At 72.8% G+C, this 17,318-nt stretch carries 17 protein-coding genes; 5 read left to right on the forward strand and 12 right to left on the reverse strand.

What is annotated here, in order from left to right:
• Positions 1-13: 13 nt before the first annotated feature.
• Positions 14-1,810, reverse strand: a complete 1,797-nt coding sequence (locus tag ABZT06_RS24340) for a bifunctional metallophosphatase/5'-nucleotidase (RefSeq protein WP_355744503.1) — start codon at positions 1,808-1,810, stop codon at positions 14-16.
• A gap of 155 nt (positions 1,811-1,965) precedes the next feature.
• Between ABZT06_RS24340 and mshD the strand changes: the two genes are divergently transcribed.
• Positions 1,966-2,892 carry a mycothiol synthase gene (gene mshD, locus ABZT06_RS24345; RefSeq protein ID WP_355744505.1) on the forward strand — a complete coding sequence of 309 codons (927 nt, stop codon included), beginning with the start codon at positions 1,966-1,968 and terminating at the stop codon, positions 2,890-2,892.
• Between the two features lie 32 nt (positions 2,893-2,924).
• Here the strand turns inward: mshD and ABZT06_RS24350 are convergent, their stop codons facing one another.
• The 11 genes from ABZT06_RS24350 to ABZT06_RS24400 all read right to left on the reverse strand — a co-directional run bounded on the left by ABZT06_RS24350 (position 2,925) and on the right by ABZT06_RS24400 (position 13,611).
• Positions 2,925-5,438, reverse strand: a complete 2,514-nt coding sequence (locus tag ABZT06_RS24350; RefSeq protein ID WP_355744507.1) for a type VII secretion system-associated protein — start codon at positions 5,436-5,438, stop codon at positions 2,925-2,927.
• Positions 5,435-5,845 carry a hypothetical protein gene (locus ABZT06_RS24355; protein ID WP_355744510.1) on the reverse strand — a complete coding sequence of 137 codons (411 nt, stop codon included), beginning with the start codon at positions 5,843-5,845 and terminating at the stop codon, positions 5,435-5,437. The genes ABZT06_RS24350 and ABZT06_RS24355 overlap by 4 nt, the downstream gene beginning before the upstream one ends.
• Positions 5,842-7,626, reverse strand: coding sequence for a putative T7SS-secreted protein (locus ABZT06_RS24360; RefSeq protein WP_355744513.1), 1,785 nt, complete (start codon positions 7,624-7,626; stop codon positions 5,842-5,844). The genes ABZT06_RS24355 and ABZT06_RS24360 overlap by 4 nt, the downstream gene beginning before the upstream one ends.
• Positions 7,626-8,237, reverse strand: a complete 612-nt coding sequence (locus ABZT06_RS24365) for a hypothetical protein (protein ID WP_355744516.1) — start codon at positions 8,235-8,237, stop codon at positions 7,626-7,628. Before ABZT06_RS24365 ends, ABZT06_RS24360 begins: the two co-directional genes overlap by 1 nt.
• Positions 8,231-8,698: an SseB family protein gene (locus tag ABZT06_RS24370; RefSeq protein WP_355744520.1), complete on the reverse strand. Its 468-nt coding sequence runs from the start codon at positions 8,696-8,698 to the stop codon at positions 8,231-8,233. The genes ABZT06_RS24365 and ABZT06_RS24370 overlap by 7 nt, the downstream gene beginning before the upstream one ends.
• Positions 8,699-8,950: 252 nt before the next feature.
• Complete coding sequence (locus tag ABZT06_RS24375; RefSeq protein ID WP_355744523.1) at positions 8,951-9,607, reverse strand: ABC transporter; 657 nt, start codon at positions 9,605-9,607, stop codon at positions 8,951-8,953.
• Positions 9,594-11,138, reverse strand: a complete 1,545-nt coding sequence (locus tag ABZT06_RS24380) for an ABC transporter permease (RefSeq protein ID WP_355744526.1) — start codon at positions 11,136-11,138, stop codon at positions 9,594-9,596. Before ABZT06_RS24380 ends, ABZT06_RS24375 begins: the two co-directional genes overlap by 14 nt.
• Positions 11,135-11,998, reverse strand: a complete 864-nt coding sequence (locus ABZT06_RS24385; protein WP_355744529.1) for an ABC transporter ATP-binding protein — start codon at positions 11,996-11,998, stop codon at positions 11,135-11,137. The genes ABZT06_RS24380 and ABZT06_RS24385 overlap by 4 nt, the downstream gene beginning before the upstream one ends.
• Complete coding sequence (locus ABZT06_RS24390; protein ID WP_355744532.1) at positions 11,995-12,129, reverse strand: hypothetical protein; 135 nt, start codon at positions 12,127-12,129, stop codon at positions 11,995-11,997. The genes ABZT06_RS24385 and ABZT06_RS24390 overlap by 4 nt, the downstream gene beginning before the upstream one ends.
• Positions 12,126-12,953: a zf-HC2 domain-containing protein gene (locus ABZT06_RS24395; protein WP_355744535.1), complete on the reverse strand. Its 828-nt coding sequence runs from the start codon at positions 12,951-12,953 to the stop codon at positions 12,126-12,128. Before ABZT06_RS24395 ends, ABZT06_RS24390 begins: the two co-directional genes overlap by 4 nt.
• 115 nt (positions 12,954-13,068) lie before the next feature.
• Positions 13,069-13,611 (reverse strand): RNA polymerase sigma factor, encoded by a 543-nt coding sequence (locus ABZT06_RS24400; protein WP_355744538.1) that lies wholly within the window; start codon positions 13,609-13,611, stop codon positions 13,069-13,071.
• 111 nt (positions 13,612-13,722) lie between these two features.
• On the opposite strand from ABZT06_RS24400, the gene ABZT06_RS24405 reads away from it, so the two are divergent.
• The 4 genes from ABZT06_RS24405 to ABZT06_RS24420 are packed head-to-tail and all read left to right on the forward strand — an operon-like array spanning position 13,723 to position 16,722.
• Positions 13,723-14,115, forward strand: coding sequence for a GntR family transcriptional regulator (locus tag ABZT06_RS24405; protein ID WP_355744541.1), 393 nt, complete (start codon positions 13,723-13,725; stop codon positions 14,113-14,115).
• Positions 14,112-15,029 carry an ABC transporter ATP-binding protein gene (locus ABZT06_RS24410; protein WP_355744544.1) on the forward strand — a complete coding sequence of 306 codons (918 nt, stop codon included), beginning with the start codon at positions 14,112-14,114 and terminating at the stop codon, positions 15,027-15,029. Before ABZT06_RS24405 ends, ABZT06_RS24410 begins: the two co-directional genes overlap by 4 nt.
• Positions 15,026-15,988, forward strand: a complete 963-nt coding sequence (locus tag ABZT06_RS24415; RefSeq protein ID WP_355744547.1) for a hypothetical protein — start codon at positions 15,026-15,028, stop codon at positions 15,986-15,988. Before ABZT06_RS24410 ends, ABZT06_RS24415 begins: the two co-directional genes overlap by 4 nt.
• The gene (locus ABZT06_RS24420; protein ID WP_355744550.1) at positions 15,985-16,722 is read left to right on the forward strand and encodes a hypothetical protein; all 738 of its coding nucleotides are present in this window, start codon (positions 15,985-15,987) and stop codon (positions 16,720-16,722) included. Before ABZT06_RS24415 ends, ABZT06_RS24420 begins: the two co-directional genes overlap by 4 nt.
• The last annotated feature ends 596 nt before the right edge of the window (positions 16,723-17,318 follow it).

Genomic DNA, 17,318 nt, shown 5'->3' on the forward strand with positions numbered 1-17,318 from the left:
GGGGTGTTGCGACTCAGCTCACGACGGTGATCCGGTTCGCCACCGGCGGCGCGATCGGGCTGCCGGCCGACGAGTTGGCCGTCAGGTACGCCACGAGAGCGGCGAGGTCGTCGCCACCGACGAGGTCGTTCGTGCCCTGCCCCAGTGTGGTGAAGCCGTCGCCGCCGCCCGCGAGGAAGCTGTTGGTCGCGACGCGGTAGGTGGCCGCCGGGTCGACGGCCGCGCCGTTCAGCCTCACGGAGTCGAGGACGATCCGCTCCGCGCCCGTCTTCGTCAGGTCCAGCGTGTAGGTGAGGTTCGCCGACGGCTGCAGCACCTTCGGTGAGGCCGCGTTGCTGCCGCTCACCTGCTCCTGGAGCACCTTGAGCAGCTGGGCCCCGGTGAAGTCCTGGAGGTTCACGGTGTTGGAGAACGGCTGCACCGTGAAGCCCTCGGCGTACGTCACCACGCCGTCGCCCTCGGTCCCCTTGGCGGCGTAGGTCAGGCCCGCCCGGACCCCGCCCGGGTTCATCAGCGCGAGGTCCGTCTCCGGGTCGAGCCCCTTGCCGTACGCGAGCTGCGCGTCGGCGATCAGGTCACCCATCGGGGACTCGGTGCCGGTGTTCGGGACGTCGGCGGAGATGTAGCCGACCGCGCGGTTGCCGATGGGCGCCGCGAGGGTGTTCCACTTGCCGATCAGCTGGGTCATGTCGGGCGCCTTGGCGACGGTCCGGGTGACCACGTGGTTCGCGGACTTCACGGCCGTACGGGCGATGTCGCCGGTGAAGCGGTCGTACGTCAGCGTTGTGTCCGTGTAGAGGCGGCCGAAGGAGGCGGCCGAGGTGACCATGCGGGGCTTGCCCGACGGGTCGGGGATGGTGCAGACGTACGCGGCGTGCGTGTGGCCGGTGACCAGCGCGTCCACGGACGGCGAGATGTTCTTGGCGATGTCGACGATCGGGCCGGAGATGCCGTCGCCGGCGCCCGGGGAGTCACAGTTGTAGTTGTACGAGCCCGAGGCGGGCTGTCCGCCCTCGTGGATGAGGGCCACGATCGACTTCACGCCCTGCTTCTGGAGCACCTTGGCGTACTTGTTGATCGTCTCGACCTCGTCCTTGAACTTCAGGCCCTTGACGCCCTCGGCGGAGACGACACCCGGGGTGTCCTCCAGGGTGACGCCGATGAAGCCGATCTTGACGTCCTTCTTCTTCCACACCCAGTAGGGCTTGAGGATCGGCTTGCCGGTCTTCTCGTCCAGCACGTTCGCCGCGAGGTAGGGGAAGTCGGCGCCCTCGAACTTCTTGTCGGTGTAGCAGCCGGCGGTGGGGTGGCAGCCGCCGTTCTGGAGGCGGGCCAGTTCCTTGGCACCCTCGTCGAACTCGTGGTTGCCGACGCTCGTCACATCGAGGTCGAGCTTGTTCAGCGCCTCGATGGTGGGCTCGTCGTGGAAGAGACCCGAGATGAGCGGAGACGCACCGACCATGTCACCACCGGCGGCGGTGACGGAGTACGCGTTGCCCTTGCGGGCCTCTCGCAGATGGGTGGCGAGGTACTCGACGCCCCCCGCGTCGATCGTCTTCGTCGTCCCGTCCGCCTGCAGCTCGGTGACCCGGCCGGAGGAGCCCGACGGGGGCTCCAGGTTGCCGTGCAGGTCGTTGAAGGACAGCAGCTGGACGTCCTGGTAGCGGCTCGGCAGCGGCTTGCCGTGCCCGTTGTCGTGGGCGCCCGCGGGCAGCGCGGCGGCGAGGGCGCCGACGGTGGCGAGACCGGCGGCCGCGGCCACGAGTCGGTACATGCGTCTGTGGCTCTGCTGCTGGGAGATGGCTGGCATACGCCCCCCTGAGTTCCGGATGTGAGAGTGGTGGGAGTGGCCCCGTTCCGGCGCAGCCTAGGGTCAACGCGCGTAGCGCGACAGGGGTTTCGTGGTTACATCCTGGTTGCTTCTTTGCCGCCGCTTTGCCCGAACCTCCCCTTACCCTCGTAGCCATGACCAGCGACGACATCGCACGCCCCGGCTTCTCCCGCTCCATCGAGACCCTTGCGGCACTCTCGCCGGAACAGACCGAGGCGGTCCTCGGGCTCCTCGCCGAGGCCGCGCACGACGACGGCCAGCAAGCGGTGTCCGAACAGGGCCGGTTGCAGCTGCGGGGCGGCGCCCGCGAGGGCGTGTCCCACCTGCTGCTGTACGTCGGTGAGGAACTGGCCGGTTACGCCCAGCTGGAGGACACCGACCCGGTGGAGGCCCCGGCGGCGGAGCTGGTCGTCCACCCCGCCCACCGCGGCCACGGCCACGGCCGCGCGCTGGGCTCGGCGCTCCTCGCCGCCTCCGGCAAGCGGCTGCGGGTGTGGGCCCACGGCGGCCACAGCGCCGCGCGCCATCTCGCCCAGGTCCTCGGCCTCACCCTCTTCCGTGAGCTACGGCAGATGCGGCGCCCCCTGACCGGCCTGGAGCTGCCCGACCCGGTGCTCCCGGCGGACGTGACGGTCCGCGCGTTCGTCCCCGGCGAGGACGACACCGCCTGGCTCGCGGTGAACGCGGCCGCGTTCGCCCACCACCCCGAGCAGGGCTCCCTGACCCAGCGCGACCTCGACGACCGCAAGTCCGAGGCCTGGTTCGCCCCCGAGGGCTTCTTCCTGGCCTTCCGGGACGGCGAACTGGTCGGCTTCCACTGGACCAAGGTGCACGCGGCCGAACAGCTCGGCGAGGTCTACGTCCTCGGCGTCCGCCCCGGCACCCAGGGCGGTGGCCTCGGCAAGGCCCTCACCACGATCGGCCTGCGCCACCTCGCCGCCCAGGGTTTGCCGACGGCGATGCTCTACGTCGACGCAGACAACAAGGCGGCGGTCTCGGTCTACGAACGGCTCGGTTTCACAACGTACGAGACGGACCTGATGTACCGCACGGAGACGTGACGAGTCGGACCCGCGGCTGAGGGCAAGGGGAGTCAGTCGGTGGTGCTTTGGGCCTCACGCCAGGCCGGCAGGAGCTTGTCGAGCAGCGCCTCGGTGCGGGGAGGGAGGCTGCGGGCGCCGCCATTGAGCTCGTGATGGCGGGCGATCAGGGCTGCTGCCGTCGATTGGAGCCTGGCCGTGTCGCCCGTGGCGTGCGTGGCGCGTAGGAGTGCGTTCCAGAGTCGCTCGTCCGCCGGTGCGTCGGTCAAGGCCGTGTCGAGGGCGTCGAGCGCCGGTCCGGGGTTGCCGGCCTCCAGGTGGTGGTCGGACAGGGCCAGCGCCACGTCTGCCACCAGCAGGGACAGCTGAGTCTCCACGACCTCGTGGGAGAGCCAGGTGTAGCGGTCCTTCGGACGGTCGGCCAGCAGGGGGCCGCGGGCCAGTGCCAGGGCGTCGTCGAGCAGACGCTCCCGTATCCGGGCGTCGCCCGATCCGCTGCCCGCGGTGGCCTCGTGGTGGAGCGTGCGCAGGACGTCGAGATCGCAGACGACGGAGGGCGCGAGGCTCAGCCGCCCGGTGGTGCCGATGCCGAGCCGCGGGGTTCCGTCGGGATCGGTTCCCAGCCAGGTTCGCAGGCGTGCGAGGAAGGCGTCGCGGACGTCCTCGGTCACGCCACGGGGCCACAGGCCGGAGGCCAGCACCCGCGGGTGCACTCCCTCGCGGTGGAGCAGGAGCATGGCCAGGGCCTCGTGGAGCAGCGGGCCGTGCTCGGCGTCGGGTGTGCCGAGGCCGATGATCTCGTAGGTGCCGATCAGCCGTGCGTACACCGCGGGTTGTCCGCTGGGGGTGAGGTCGACCCGGAACGGCGGGGGGCCGGGGTCCGGGGCGCGGTCGGCGTCGGACACGGCGCCCGCGAAGAGCCGGATCACGGCTTCGTACTGGTCCTGCGGCAGGAGCTGTGCCTGGAGGTCCAGACCGAGCGGTGGGGCGAGGAGGCGTCCGTCGGAGGTGGCTTCGAGTTCCCAGGAGGTGCCCGGCAGGCCCTTGTCCCCGGTGGCGGCCAGGTAGCCGATGCCCAGTCGACCGGAGTCCGCGGCGAGTTCGGCGAGTTTCGCTGCCTGGTCCTCGCTCGGCCGGACGGCGAGCAGCACCAGGTGGGGTGCCCACGAGGCTTCCCGGGACAGACCGGTGCGGCCCGTGAGTACCGAGTCGTGGCCTGCCATGGCGAGGGCGTCACGTCGCCGGCCGGTCTCGGCCGCCATGGCTTCCAGCAGTTCGTCGATGTCGTCGACCTGGCGGACCCGGGTGGGGGCCGGCTCGGCGAGTTCCGCGCCGTGGCCCACGAGGGTGAGGGTCATCCGGTCCGCCCAGCCGCTGGTGGCGAGTTCCGCGGCGACCGATGCGAGGACTGCCGTCCGGTCCGTCTGAGCGCCGGTCAGCGAGACGAGTCCGGGCAGGGCTTCGAGGTTCAGCAGCAGCCGCGCACGGCCGTGGGTGCCGAGGCTGACCAGGCCGGGGTAGGGGGCGGTGGCGCCGGTGTCCGTTTCGTGTGCTGGGAGGTCGGCCAGCCGGACACGCCAGAACGTGTCGTTCCGGCCGGGCTGCCACGGCGCCGGGGGCTGCTGCGCCGGCTGAGCGAGCTGGAGGCTGAGCTCGCTGTCGGTGAGCCAGGCGGCGTAAACGGTCGGCAGGCTGCGGGATTGCGCGGTCAGTGCGGCGGCCAGTCCCCGCAGGGCACGGTCGAGATCGCGTACGGCCTGCGGGTCGGCGGCGACGATCAGCGCATCGTGGGTATCGGCGGCGGCACCCGTCGGCCGGGCAGGCTCCGGGGTGCGGTGGCCCTCGGCGCTCATCGCGGACTCCCACAGGGCCGTACGGCGTCGGCGGCCGAGCGCCGCGAGCAGACCGGCGGCGAGCAGCGGCGCATCCACGAGGGCCTCGGGGAGACCGGGGGACGAGGTGGAAGACGACGGTGTGGGAGACGACGAGCCGGGGCCTGCGTTCTCCGCACCGGCTGCGTTCCCGGCCTCGGCCGGGATGGTCAGGCTGATGCGGTGTCCTGGGTTGAGTTTGACCGGAAGGCCGGCGGCCGCGAGGAAGTGGCCGGTGGCCTGCCGCCACTGGTGCCAGCCGTCGGGGGTGTGGTCGGGGTGGGTGAAGGCCGGGATGTAGCGGCTGCCGTCGTCGTCGACCACCGTGTAGAGCCCGTCCTGCCCCTCCTGGGCGAACAGGAGGAGCGTGGCGTCGCGGAAGGCCGCGAGCAGTTCCGCCTCGCTGCCGTATCCGGTGACCGCTCGCTGCACGGCGGCGTCCAGGGCGGTGAGCGGAGCGGGGAACTCCAGCGCGGCCGGCGACGGACGGTACTTCGGGTTGTGCGTGAAGGAGACGAGCTGCCCGGCGTGGTCGACGGACCAGCCGCCGACGATGCCGTACGGGGGAACCGCGCCGGCGGGGTCGAAGTACGGGTCGATCGCGTACACGTAGCCGCCGCGCTGCCGTGCGGCCTGGGCGCGCAGGGCCGGGGTGACCGGAGGGACGGCGGGCGCGGAACCGGGCGGAATGGTCACAGGGTCTGCCAGTACTTCTCGAAGGCGGTCTGCTCGGCGATGGTGGCCAGCGTCTCGCGGGGTGCGGGGTGGAACGTCTGGATGCGGTCGGCGCTGGTGAGAGGCGCGACGAGGCTGAGGCGGTACACCAGGAAACCGCCCATGCCACGGCACATCCCGGAAGGCCAGGTGTCGCGTCGGGAACCGTTGACCCCCAGGAACCACCTCAGGGGTTCGAGCTGCTCACGGACGCGGACGAGCGCCTCGAAGCAGTCACCCGCCCGGCCGGAGAACCGCCCCCAGGGGCCTTCGGCGGTCACGGTGTAGTCGTGCTCGCGGTCGTCGCCCTCCCAGCGCAGCACCGCGTCGGTCTGCCAGGTGCCGTTGAAGGCGAGGATCTCGAAGTGGTCGGGGACAAGGCCACTCATCGGGTCCATCCTTGGGGCAGTCGACTGGCGGGCGGTGGTTCGGGGGTGGGAGTCCGGGGGACGTGCGGCTCGTAGTGGGGGTTGGGCACCCATTCTCCCTTGGTCCCGTCGCGGGCGATCTCCCAGGCTCCCTTGATGTGCTTGCGGTCGATGCCTCCGGCGAAGGCGATCTCCTTGTCGGTGTCGGCGTACTTGTTGTTCGGCAGGGTCTGGTTGACGTCGATCCCGCCGGGAGCGTCGATCTCGTACCGGTAGGCCTTCACCCAGTTCGCGTCCGGATCCGTGGTGGTGCCCACGAAAGCCGACTTGTGGTTGCCCTCCACGTAGCCGAACAGGTCGTTGTTGGACGAGTCCCATGGATGGAAGCCCTGCTCGAAGATCTCCGTGGGATGACGGTTGTCGTTGCGGTACAGCGGTTCGTGGGTCTCGCGCCACACCGGCTTGTGCGTCATGCCGTCGATGTCGATGTTCTTCTCGACGGCCGCGGGCAGACTGCGCGGGTCGTCCGGGTCAAGCTTCCCGGCCGCCTCGGAGGCGTCGTCGACCTGCTTGACGGCTCCGGCGGTGTCCTCGGCGAGGTCCTGGCCGACGGTCTTGGCGGTGTCCGTGGCGACGGTCTTAGCCGTGTCCGTGGCGACGGCGCCCTCCATACCGTGGGCGACCGACCTGGCGCCGGCCTTGCCCAAGGCGCCCCCGCCGCCGATGAAGTTGGTCGCGAAGGCGCCCATGGCCTGGTTGCGGTCGGTGCTCCAGCCCTCGCCGACCAGGCCCTTGACCAGCTCGGTGGGGTGGTTGGCGGAGTGCACCAGGCCGCGGGCGACACCGGTGAGGTTGGTGCTGTAGTCGGCCGGGTGCGTCAGGTTGTACGGGTCCAGGGGGTTGACCGTGCGGGCCAGGCGCAGCATCCCGGTGCCGGTCTTGATGACGCCGCCCAGCTTGTGCTCGGCGCCGACCAGCTGGTTCTTCAGCGTGTTGCCGAGTTCGCGTTTGAGCCGGTCCAGGCCCTCGGGTTCTGCGGGCGCCTGGTCCGTGCCGCGGGCGAGCTTCTCGGCGAGTTGGGCGCCCTCACTGTCGCGCTCCCTGCGGGCCGCCTTGAGCAGGTGCTCCGCCGAGTCGCGGCCCTCGGCCCCGGGGTCGTGGAACGGTCCCGGCTGCTGCGGAGGCCGCTGCCCGTCCTTGCCGCCGGACAGACCCGCGACCTGGAGAGCGAGGATCTGCTGTGCGTAGTCATCGGCCTCGCGCCGGTACTGCTCCCTGGCCGCCTCGGTCTGCCGCTGGGCCTGCTTCCACCGCTCGACCGCCTCGCGGGCCGACCTTCGCGCCCACTCGACGGTGTGGGCGTAGTGGTCCAGCGCGGCGGCCGCGTTCTCGAACGAGTCGGCGGCCTTCAGCCAGCGCCTGGGGTGGGTCCGCACCTTCTCGCGGAAGCGGTCGGCGGCCTGTCCGTGCCAGTCCGCGGGGTCCATCTTCCGCAGCGCCAGACCGGTGCGCTCGAAGGCCGCCCCCAGCTTCCTCAGCTGCGCCGCGGACGCACGGATCCGGCCCGCGTCCCCGTGCACCAGCAGGGCGGGGTCGTCGGTCTCGTCCAGCTCCAGCTCGCGGGTGCCGGCGCCCAGCTGGTCGGCCACCCAGGAGCCGGCTCCGTCGGCCTTGTCCGCCCAGCCGTGTGCGCCGGCCGCGTCGAGCAGCTCGGACGTGCCGTGGGTGAGGGTCTGCGCCCCGTCGGCGAAGGTGTCGCGGAGGCCCTGGGTGGCGCCGTCCAAGTTGTCGAGGAAGCCCATCACTTGCCCTTCGCCGCGACGCCGGAGTCCTGCCCGTCGTCGTCACCGCCGAAGGCCGGGGAGGCAGCGGCCCTCACCGCCCCGATCTCGGTGCCGACCGTGCCGGTCTCGGTGACGTCGGTCCAGGTGGCGGAGAGGTTCTTCCGGCTCTCCTCGGAGGCGTTCTCGAAACTGGCCATGGAGTAGTCGGGGCGGTAGGTGTCACCGGCCTTGTCCCCCACCTGGCTCCAGGACATCTTCTCCGCGTCCTGCGAGGTCAGCGTCGGGTCCGCGGTCCCGGCCAGCGCGACGTCCTTGACGACGCCCATGCCGTACTCCTCCGCCTCGTGGTAGTAGCCGGCGTTCAGATCCAGCGTCCCGGCCACCTCGTTGCCCTCGTCCAGGAGCGCCTGGACCTCCCAGCCCCAGCGCTCGGCGAAGTCGTCCAGCCTCTGGGAGGCGGCGGAGTGGCCCATCGCGTTCGGGGGCAGGGACAGATCGGAGAATCCCTGACCCGTGGTCGCCCCGGTCGCGTCCGTGATCTTCTTCAGCTCGTCCAGCGCATCGTTGATGCCCTTGGACACCTGCTTCAGGATCTGCGGGTCGACCCCGTAACCACCACCGCTCACCACGCGGCAACCTCCTCGTCGGCGACGGGCTGCTGGTCGAGCGCGATCCCGTCCGGCACGATCCCGGACACCGGTGGCAGGAAGGCGCGCGATGCGGAGGACACGTCCACCACGACCCCCATCGGCACCCGGTCCCGCCCCACCCAGGCGGGAAGCAGCTCGTGCAGCAACTCCTCACCGTTCACGGCGACATAGCGTGCGTACCGGGCCAGTTCGGCGGGCAGTTCGCCCGGCTCGGCGGCCTCCCACTTCTGCTGCAGGAAGGTGTGCATCTCGCGGGTGCCGGTGAACGCGAACAGCCAGCGGATGCCATCCGAATCCGATGTCCACACGGCACCCTCACCGAGCAGGGGAAGCAGAAGCTCCGCGCCCCGCACCGCCTCGACCAGGGCCCGCGGATCCCCTTCGCCGCGCAGGAACGCGCCCATGTGCGCCCGAAGTTCGGCCGTCCCTGTCGACGGCATCCCGCCTCCACCCATCCGGCTGCGCACCCCGTTCGCCTCGACCTGTCACGACTTCAGCGCACACCAGGCATCTCGGCATGACAGCAGCCCCACGGCATGAGCAGGAAGAGCCTAGCCCGGCGACTGCGGCACCAGCGAAGGGGACCTCACCCGCCTTCCAGCGGCGGCACCTTGGGCGGGGTCGCGGTCCGGACGGACCCGGCGGGCGGGCCGTGGTGCTGCCCGGTGGGCCGGTACGGCGACGCCGTACGGTCAGGACGCCAGGCGTGACCTGAGGCCGCGCACCGGCTCCACCGCGCACGCCGCTGCCAGCAGGACCGCGCCCGCCAGCACCACGGCCCACCGCAGATGCGCCGCCCCCCACTCCGGGTCTCCCGCCGCGACGAACAGGGCCCAGCGGGCGGGGAGCAGGAGAGGGGCGAGAAGGGCCAGGGTCAGCACGCCGGCCGCCACCGAGGGGCCGGGTTCGGGTTCGTCGGTGAAGCGGACGGCCACCGCTGCCGCGGCCAGCGCGAGGAAGGCCGTCGCCGCCGCCTCCAGGGTGACCGCGCCGAGGGGCGGTCGTGCCTGCCTCGGCAGCAGGGCCAGCGCCGCCGCCCACCACAGCGCGGCGACCGGGGCGACCAGCGCGACCCGCAGCCCCGTGCGGACCCAACGCCGGGTGGGGACAGGGGCGGTGAGCCGGCGGGCCGGGTCGTCGAGGAGGAAGGCCAGGCCCAGGGCGAAGACGAGGGCGGCGGCCCGGAGAAGGTTCAGGCCGAGCCAGGCGTCGGGCGACCCGGACAGCAGCCGTGGCAGAGCGGCGACCAGCAGGCCCACGGCCGCCCCCGCGCCGACAGCCCGCCACGGCACGGTCCGCGCCACGGCCACCACGAGCGCCCCTCGGGCGCCCCCGTCACTCCTGCGCACAGTCCTGCTCCCCCTTCGGCGCCTCGGTCCCCAGCACCCGCGCCACCCGGTCCGTCGAAACCCCCGACCTCGTCAGCTCGGCCCAGTGCCGCTTCACTGAGGCGGTCACCTCACCGCGCGGCCGGCTCAGCAACTCCCGTACGACATCGGTCTGTCCGGCCGTCATGGACAGCCCGCTGGTCGGGGCGAGGACACTCGCCGACCCGGTGACGCTGTCGTCGATGCGGACATTCGCGAGGTCGGCCATCGGGTGCGCGTCGCCGCCCAGGGCCAGCCACATCGCGGTGACCACCCGCCCGTCGCACAGCTCGCCGCCCTTCGACTCGTCACCGGCGACCAGCACATAGGCGACGCCGACGGCGAACTCGGGAACCCGGTTGCCGCCCCACCGCGTGCCGACGGTGACCTGGTGCGGGGTCGTGAGCGGTTCGATCGCCGAGTCGCCGCTCAGGCCGTACCGGGCCTCGACCCGCTGCCGTACGAGAAGCGGCTGCCGGGCGGCCGTACCACCGGCCAGGGACTGGACGCGGTCCACGACGTCCGCCCAGGCGCCCGCCCGGCCGGTCCACTCGGGGAAGGCGCAGTACGTCGAGCCGCCGTGCCGCACACACGACTGGTCCCGCTGCGGGGAGACCGTGACCTGTTCGCGGGCGGCGGCCAACTCCGGTGACACGCCCCCGGACTGGCCCACCGCGCCGGCCAGCGTCAGCGCGAGCGCACCCGCCGCCCCGGCCTTCAGCGACAGCGTCCGGCCGCCGCTCGCCAGGATTGCGACGAGGGCCAGCAGCAGGATCACCCCGGTCAGATACAGGGCGTGCCAGGCCGCCGGACGGCCGACGAGGTCAGAGGGGAGGACCGTGTTGCCGGCGGCCTCCCCCACGATCGGGGACAGCCACCGCGACCATTCGGCGTCGCTGGTGCCCGCGGTGAGGAACACGCTGAGGACGAAGAGTCCGACCACGCCGACCGGTGCCGCGAACGTGGACGGGACCAGCCGGGCGAGCAGCACCCCGAAGGCGCCGCACAGCAGCACGTACAGGGGGCCGACGGCGAGCTCGGCGAGTGAGCCGTGGCCCACCGCACCCGCCCTGAGGGCCTGCCGGGTGAACTCGCCGAGCACGACCAGCGCGGTGACGGCGGCGAAGGGCACCACCGACAGCACATGCGCGACCGTCCGCCGCCACGGCTCCATGACCAGGACGTCGAACTGCCGGTCGGTGCCGCGCTTTCGGGAGCGCAGCGTGCACCGGTTGACGCACACGAACAGGGCGATCCCCAGCAGCAGGGGCCCGGTCTGGGTGCCGCGGTCGACGTCCTGGAGGGCCGGGAAGGCGTCCATGCCGTCCTGCTGGTGGAACAGCGTCCAGGCGGTGTAGCCGACGTACAGCAGCAGCGTCACCAGCACCGGGATGTACCGCAGCAGGTCGCGTGCCTCGAAACGGGCGAGGGCGAACACGGCGGCCCAGGCTCGTCGCGGATCGTCTTCGTGGACGGCGGCGGGCTCGGCCGTCGTCTCGGTCATCAGGCTCATGCGGCCGCCACCTCCGCGGCCGCGTCGTCCAGGGTGAGCAAGTAGCCGTCCTCCAGGGTGGGTTCGAGGAGATCGGCGCCGGTGGGCGGGTCGCCGACGTTGCGGAAGGAGCCGGTGCCGGTGCGCCAGCCCGCCTTGGCGTCCGGGGCGCGTTCCGTGCTGCTCCACACCCGGCCGGCCGCGCGTGCGGTCAGTTCGGCGGGGGTGCCCTCGAAGAGGATGCGGCCGCGGGCCATGACGAGGACCCGGTGGCAGAGCATCGCCACGTCCTCGGTCTGATGGGTGGACAGGAGCACGGTCCGCCCCTCCCCCGCCTGCGCGATCAACTCCCGGAACCGCATGCGCTGTTCGGGGTCGAGTCCGACGGTCGGCTCGTCGAGGACGAGGAAACCGGGGTCGCCGACGAGGGCGGCGGCCAGCGCGACCCGCTGCCGCATCCCACCGGACAGCTTCTTGATGCGCTGCGCGCGTACGTCCCCGAGGTCGACCTCCTCCAGCACGCGCCGCACCTCGCGGTGGCGTGCGGTGCGGTCGGTGAGCTCCTTGAGGATCGCCACGTAGTCGACGAACTCGAAGGCGCTGAAGTCCGGGTGGAACCCCGGGGTCTGCGGCAGATAGCCGAGCGAACGACGGACCTGCTGCCGGCCTCGCGAGCTGACCGGATCGTGCCCGAGGACCGTGAAGGAACCCCGGTCGGCGGGCACGGCGGTGGCGAGCACCCGCAACAGGGTGGTCTTCCCGGCCCCGTTGGGCCCGAGCAGCCCGGTCACCCCCGGCGTCAGCCGCAACGACACGTCGTCGAGGGCGCGGGTGCCGCCGTAGCGGAGATGAAGCCCGGAGGCGGAGACGGTGGCGGTCATTCGGCGCTCCCGTTGAAGGAATCGAAGCGGTCACGGAGAAGAAAGAGCAGCCCGACGGCGACCACTGCCACCACGCCCTGCCCGGCCGGCGCGGACAGCAGCCCGCGACCGGCGACCGTGGCGGCGGTCATTCGGCGCTGCCATTGAAGAGATCGAAGCGGTCACGGACGAGGAAGAGCAGCCCGGCACCGAGCGCGGTGAGCGCGCCGGCCACGCCCTGCCCGGCCGCCGTGAACGGCGCGAGCGCATCGGCGTTCGCGTGCTGCGCGGCCTGCGCGGACAGCAGTACGGCGATCCAGGCGCCGCCGACCAGGGACGGGGCGAGGACCGGGCCGAGCCTCGGGGTGAGGGCGAGGCCGGTCGCGGTGAGGGCGAGCGCGGGCAGCAGCCAGGCCAGCGCGCGCAGGCCGTAGCCGGGCAGGGCGAGGGTGGCGAGCCCGTTGAGGCCGAGGCCCGCTACCAGCACGGCGAGCGTACGGATCATCAGCAGCCGGAAGCCGTGGGTGGGTGCGACGACCGTCATCTCGTAGGTCGGGTCGAGTGCCGGGCCGTACGACAACGCCACGCCGGCCAACGGCAGCAGCGGGGCGAGGGCGAGGAACAGGGTCGGCGACTCGGTCGTGCGCACCGCGCCCACGGTCACCAGCAGCAGGAACACCACGGCCGCCAGCCAGGAGCGCCTGAGCACCGGCGTGGCCGCGAGCAGCCGTGCCGTGTGGTCGGCGATCCCGACCCGCGTCAGCAGCGCCTCGAACCACCCCGGCCGGGGCGCGTCCAGCTCGGCGTCCAGCCGTTCCCACCCGGCGTCCAGCGCGACCCGGTCGCTGACGTCGGCGAGCAGCCCGCGGCACGGGCCACACGCGGCGAGATGGGTGTCGGCGGACCAGAGCAGGGGGGCGGCCAACTCGCCCTGGGCATAAGCCCGTAGATCTTCTTCGGCCACATGCCAGGTCATGCCGCCACCTCCTTCACTCGCACCGGCACTCCGGTCCCTGCCGACGGCTTCGCCGCGGCTTGTTCCGGCGCCGGCGCCCCCGCTTCCGATCGCGTCCACGGTCCTCGGCCGGTGGTCATGCCAGCGCCTCCCTCAACTGCTTGCGGGCCCGCATCGCCCGGGTCTTGACCGTGCCGGGCGGGATGCCCAGCAGGACGGCGGCCTCGCGGGTGGTCAGTCCGTCGATGACCGTCGCCTGCAGGACCGCCCGCAGCTCCGGCGAGAGCCGGACGAGGGCGCCCGCGAGGTCTCCGTGCTCCACCCCCGCGAGCACGCGTTCCTCAGCGGACACCTCGTCCCGGTGCCGCAGCCGGGACAATGCCTGCCTGAGCCGGCCCCGCGCCCCGTCACCGCGCAGCGCGTCGATCAGCCGCCGCGAGCCGATCCGCCACAGCCACCCGGCCACATCGCCTTCCTCGCGATAGCGCGCGGTCCCCCGCCACACCGCGAGGAACGTCTCCTGTACGACGTCGTCGACCAGGCTCGCGTCCGCGCACCGGCCGCGCAGCCGGGCGAGCAGCCAGGGCGCGTACCGCCGGTACAGCTCCTCGAAGGCGCGCCGGTCACCGTCCGCCGCGATGGCCCGCAGCAGATCCCCGTCGCTTCTCGTTTCCCTCACGCCCCTTCATCGGACGGCCCCCGCCGACCGGTTCACACCAGCACGCTTGACTTTCAGGACCATCCTCCACCACCCTTTCACTACTCAATTAGTGAAAGGGTGGTTGTCCGCGTGGTCGAGTACCGCATCGACCGGCGCTCCGGCGTCGCCACCTACGTGCAGATCGTCCAGCAGACCAAGCAGGCCCTGCGGCTCGGCCTTCTCGAACCCGGGGACAGGCTCCCCACGGCCCGCGAGGTCGTGGAGGCCACCGCCATCAACCCGAACACCGTGCTCAAGGCCTACCGCGAACTGGAACGCGAGGGCCTGGTCGAGGCCCGCCGCGGTCTCGGCACCTTCGTCCGCAGGACGCTCGGCGCCGGCGCCCACGCGGCCGACACGCCCCTGCGCGCCGAGCTCGACGACTGGGCCAGGCGCGCCCGGTCCGCGGGCCTGGGCCGCGAGGACGTCGACGCGCTCTTCACCGCCGTACTCGACGAGCACTTCCCGAAGGGGGACCAGTGAGTTCCACCAGTACCACCCCGGCCGTCGCCCTGGAGGCGTCCGGCCTGGGCAAGCGGTACGGCAGACGGGCCGCGGCCCTCGACGGCTGCTCCTTCCGGCTGCCCGCGGGCCGCATCAGCGCACTGGTCGGCCCCAACGGCGCCGGGAAGTCCACCCTTCTCGCCATGGCCGCCGGCCTGCTGCGGCCCACCTCCGGCACGCTCACCGTCCTCGGCCGGGCGCCCGGCGAGACCCGCGACCAAATCGCCTACCTCGCCCAGAACAAGCCGCTGTACCCCCAGCTGACCATCGCGGAGACCCTGCGCATGGGCGCCGAACTCAACCCGGCCCGCTGGGACGCCACCCGTGCCGCCCGGATCGTCGAGCAGGGCGACCTCGACCCGAAGTCCCGTATCCGCGGCCTCTCCGGCGGTCAGCGCACCCGGGTCGCGCTCGCCCTCGCCCTCGGCAAGCGGCCCGACCTGATGCTCCTCGACGAGCCGATGGCCGACCTCGACCCGCTCGCCCGGCACGAACTGATGGGCACCCTGATGGCGGACGCCGCCGAGCACGGCACCACCGTGCTGATGTCCTCGCACATCGTCGCCGAGCTCGCCGACGCCTGCGACCACCTGCTGCTCCTGGGCGGCGGCCGGGTCCGGCTCGGCGGCGGCATCGACGACCTGCTCGCCGCGCACACCCTGGTCACCGGCCGCGGCACCCCCGCCGACCTGGCCCCACACGCAGTGATCGAGTCCCGTGCCGCGGGTCGCGGCCTCACCGCCCTGATCCGCCGCGACGGCCCCGTGGGCGAGGGCTGGGCGACCGAGGACCCCTCGCTGGAGGAGCTGGTGCTCGCCCACCTCCGCGCCCCTGAGGCACCCGCGCTGCTCACCCCGGGCACCACGGCGACCGCCGAGGCGGTGACGGCATGAGCGCCACGACCCTCGACAAGGCCCCCGCCCTCGCGGTGCGCGCCGCCCCCCGCGGCCTGCTCCGCACCGTCCTGCGACTGCACCGCACCGCCCTGTGGATCTGGCTCGCCTTCGTGGCGTTCACCGCCGGCCTGCTGCTGTGGCTGACCGGCCCCGGCGCCGACGCCACCGCCCGGCAGCTGGAGCGGTTCGGCTACGGCGGCGGGGTCCTGGAGGCCGCGTACTCCGGCGACACGCTCCTGTACTTCACCTCGGGCGCCTACAACAACCTCTTCTACGACCCCGACACCCTGATCACCCTGGGCTCCTTCGCCGTCGCCCTGTTCGCCGGGGGCCCGCTGATCGCCCGTGAACTGGAGAGCGGCACCGCCCAGCTCGCCTGGACCCAGTCGGTCTCCCCGGCGCGCTGGCTCGCCGCCAAGCTCGCCGTGCCGGCCGCCTTCGTCGTCGCCGGAACGGGCCTGCTCACCCTGCTCTACCGGCAGCTGTGGTCCGCCCACAGCAATCTGCTGATCGCCGGCATCGGCCCCCGTTCCCTCTACTTCTCCCTCGGCCCGGCCACCGTCGCCGCGCCCCTGCTGGGTCTCGCCCTCGGCACCCTGATCGGCCTCGCCGTCCGCCGTACCCTGCCCGCGCTCGCCTTCAGCGGGTTCGCGTACTTCCTGGTCTACGCCTTCCGCGGCAACCACTGGCCCTTCCAGGGCCGCTACCAGCAACCGGAGATCAGCTCGCGCAGCTCCGCGTTCACCTCCACCGGGTCGGAGATCTCCGACCCGGGGTGCTACACGGACAAGGCCTGCCTGGCCAAGCACGACGTCGTCCGCTTCACCCGCACGTACCTGCCCTCCCCCGACTACTGGCCCCGCCAGCTCCTGGAGACCGGCGTCCTGCTCGCCCTCACCGCCGTGGCGGTCGCCCTCGCGTTCGCCGTCCTGCGCCGGCGGGCGGCCGCGGGATGAGCGGCCTCTCCTGGACCGTGCTGCGACTGCACCGCACGGCGCTGATCGTGTGGGGCGCCTTCGTCCTCGGCTCGGTGGGCTACCTGGTGTGGCTGACCGAGGTCACCGCCGACTCGGCGTACGCGACCCTGGACGCCTGCCCCAGGGGCGAAGCCTGCGGACTCGGGGCCGCGTACACCTACAGCACGGGGATGGGCTGGACCAGTACGTTCTTGTACTACAGCTTCTGGGCCGTCGCGGCCTGGGCGGGCGGCGCGCTCGTCGGCCGCGAGCTGGAGAGCGGCACCGCGCGGCTGGCCTGGTCGCAGGGCGTCTCCCCGGCGCGCTGGCTCGCCGCCAAGCTCACCCTGCCCGCGCTCGCCCTCGTCCTCGGCGGCGCCGTGTTCGTCCCCGTGTACCGCTGGGCCTGGTCGGCGCACCGGGATCTGATGGGCGACAACCGTTTCCACCCGGACGTGTTCGCCGTACACGGCCCGCTGGTGGTGGCCTACGGCCTGTGCGCCCTCGCGGTCGGCACGCTCACCGGCCTGCTGCTGGGCCGCACACTGCCCGCCCTGGCGGTCTCGGTCGCCGTGATGACGCTCCTCAACCGCTCCCTGGGAAGCCACCGCCCCGACCCACTCCCCACCTCCCCCTTCTGGGCCGCCCACCTCACCGAAACCGGCCTAGCCCTCACGGTCGCCGCGCTCGCGACCGCCGCGTCCTTCCGGGTACTGCACCGCCGCACCGCCTGACCCGTGCCCGCACGTCGGCAACAGTGAGCGACGTGCGGCCCCGGAAGCGGACGCCGCCGTCGGAGACGACCGCCCGCCCCGGACCAGGTGCGCGGGACGTGCGGCCCCAGTGCGTCCTCACCGGGCCCCACCCCAAGACCGGCACCGCCGGACGCCTGCGCCACAGCAGCGCGGATACAGGCCGCGCGGCCACGGTGCGCCCACACCCCGCCCCCAGCCCCCCGCCCTCTTCACCGACACGCACACCCCCCTCACAGCCACCGCCACCTCCGGGGCCGGCCCCAACCAAACCGCCCGCCCCGGACCGCGGGACGCGAGGCCCCTGCCCACAACCCGCGCACCCCCGGCACAAGTGCAACTCGGGCAGTCCAGGTGCGCCCACACCCCGCTCCCAGCCCCCGCCCTCTTCACCGACACGCACACCCCCTCACAGCCACCGCCACCTCCGGGGCCGGCCCCAACCAAACCGCCCACCCCGGACCGCGGGACGCGAGGCCCGCGCCCACAACCCGCGCACCCCCGGCACAAGTGCAACTCGGGCAGTCCAGGTGCGCCCACACCCCGCTCCCAGCCCCCGCCCTCTTCACCGACACGCA

Source organism: Streptomyces sp. NPDC005483 (genome assembly GCF_040606035.1).
Taxonomy (GTDB): Bacteria; Actinomycetota; Actinomycetes; order Streptomycetales; family Streptomycetaceae; genus Streptomyces.

Coding starts and splice junctions, on each gene's coding strand:
- ABZT06_RS24355 (WP_355744510.1), bottom strand. CDS start 5,845: ATGAGTGGCCTTGTCCCCGACCACTTCGAGATCCTCGCCTTCAACGGC.
- ABZT06_RS24420 (WP_355744550.1), top strand. CDS start 15,985: ATGAGCGGCCTCTCCTGGACCGTGCTGCGACTGCACCGCACGGCGCTG.
- ABZT06_RS24415 (WP_355744547.1), top strand. CDS start 15,026: ATGAGCGCCACGACCCTCGACAAGGCCCCCGCCCTCGCGGTGCGCGCC.
- ABZT06_RS24385 (WP_355744529.1), bottom strand. CDS start 11,998: ATGACCGCCACCGTCTCCGCCTCCGGGCTTCATCTCCGCTACGGCGGC.
- mshD (WP_355744505.1), top strand. CDS start 1,966: ATGACCAGCGACGACATCGCACGCCCCGGCTTCTCCCGCTCCATCGAG.
- ABZT06_RS24390 (WP_355744532.1), bottom strand. CDS start 12,129: ATGACCGCCGCCACGGTCGCCGGTCGCGGGCTGCTGTCCGCGCCGGCC.
- ABZT06_RS24340 (WP_355744503.1), bottom strand. CDS start 1,810: ATGCCAGCCATCTCCCAGCAGCAGAGCCACAGACGCATGTACCGACTC.
- ABZT06_RS24380 (WP_355744526.1), bottom strand. CDS start 11,138: ATGAGCCTGATGACCGAGACGACGGCCGAGCCCGCCGCCGTCCACGAA.
- ABZT06_RS24395 (WP_355744535.1), bottom strand. CDS start 12,953: ATGACCTGGCATGTGGCCGAAGAAGATCTACGGGCTTATGCCCAGGGC.
- ABZT06_RS24360 (WP_355744513.1), bottom strand. CDS start 7,626: ATGGGCTTCCTCGACAACTTGGACGGCGCCACCCAGGGCCTCCGCGAC.
- ABZT06_RS24370 (WP_355744520.1), bottom strand. CDS start 8,698: ATGCCGTCGACAGGGACGGCCGAACTTCGGGCGCACATGGGCGCGTTC.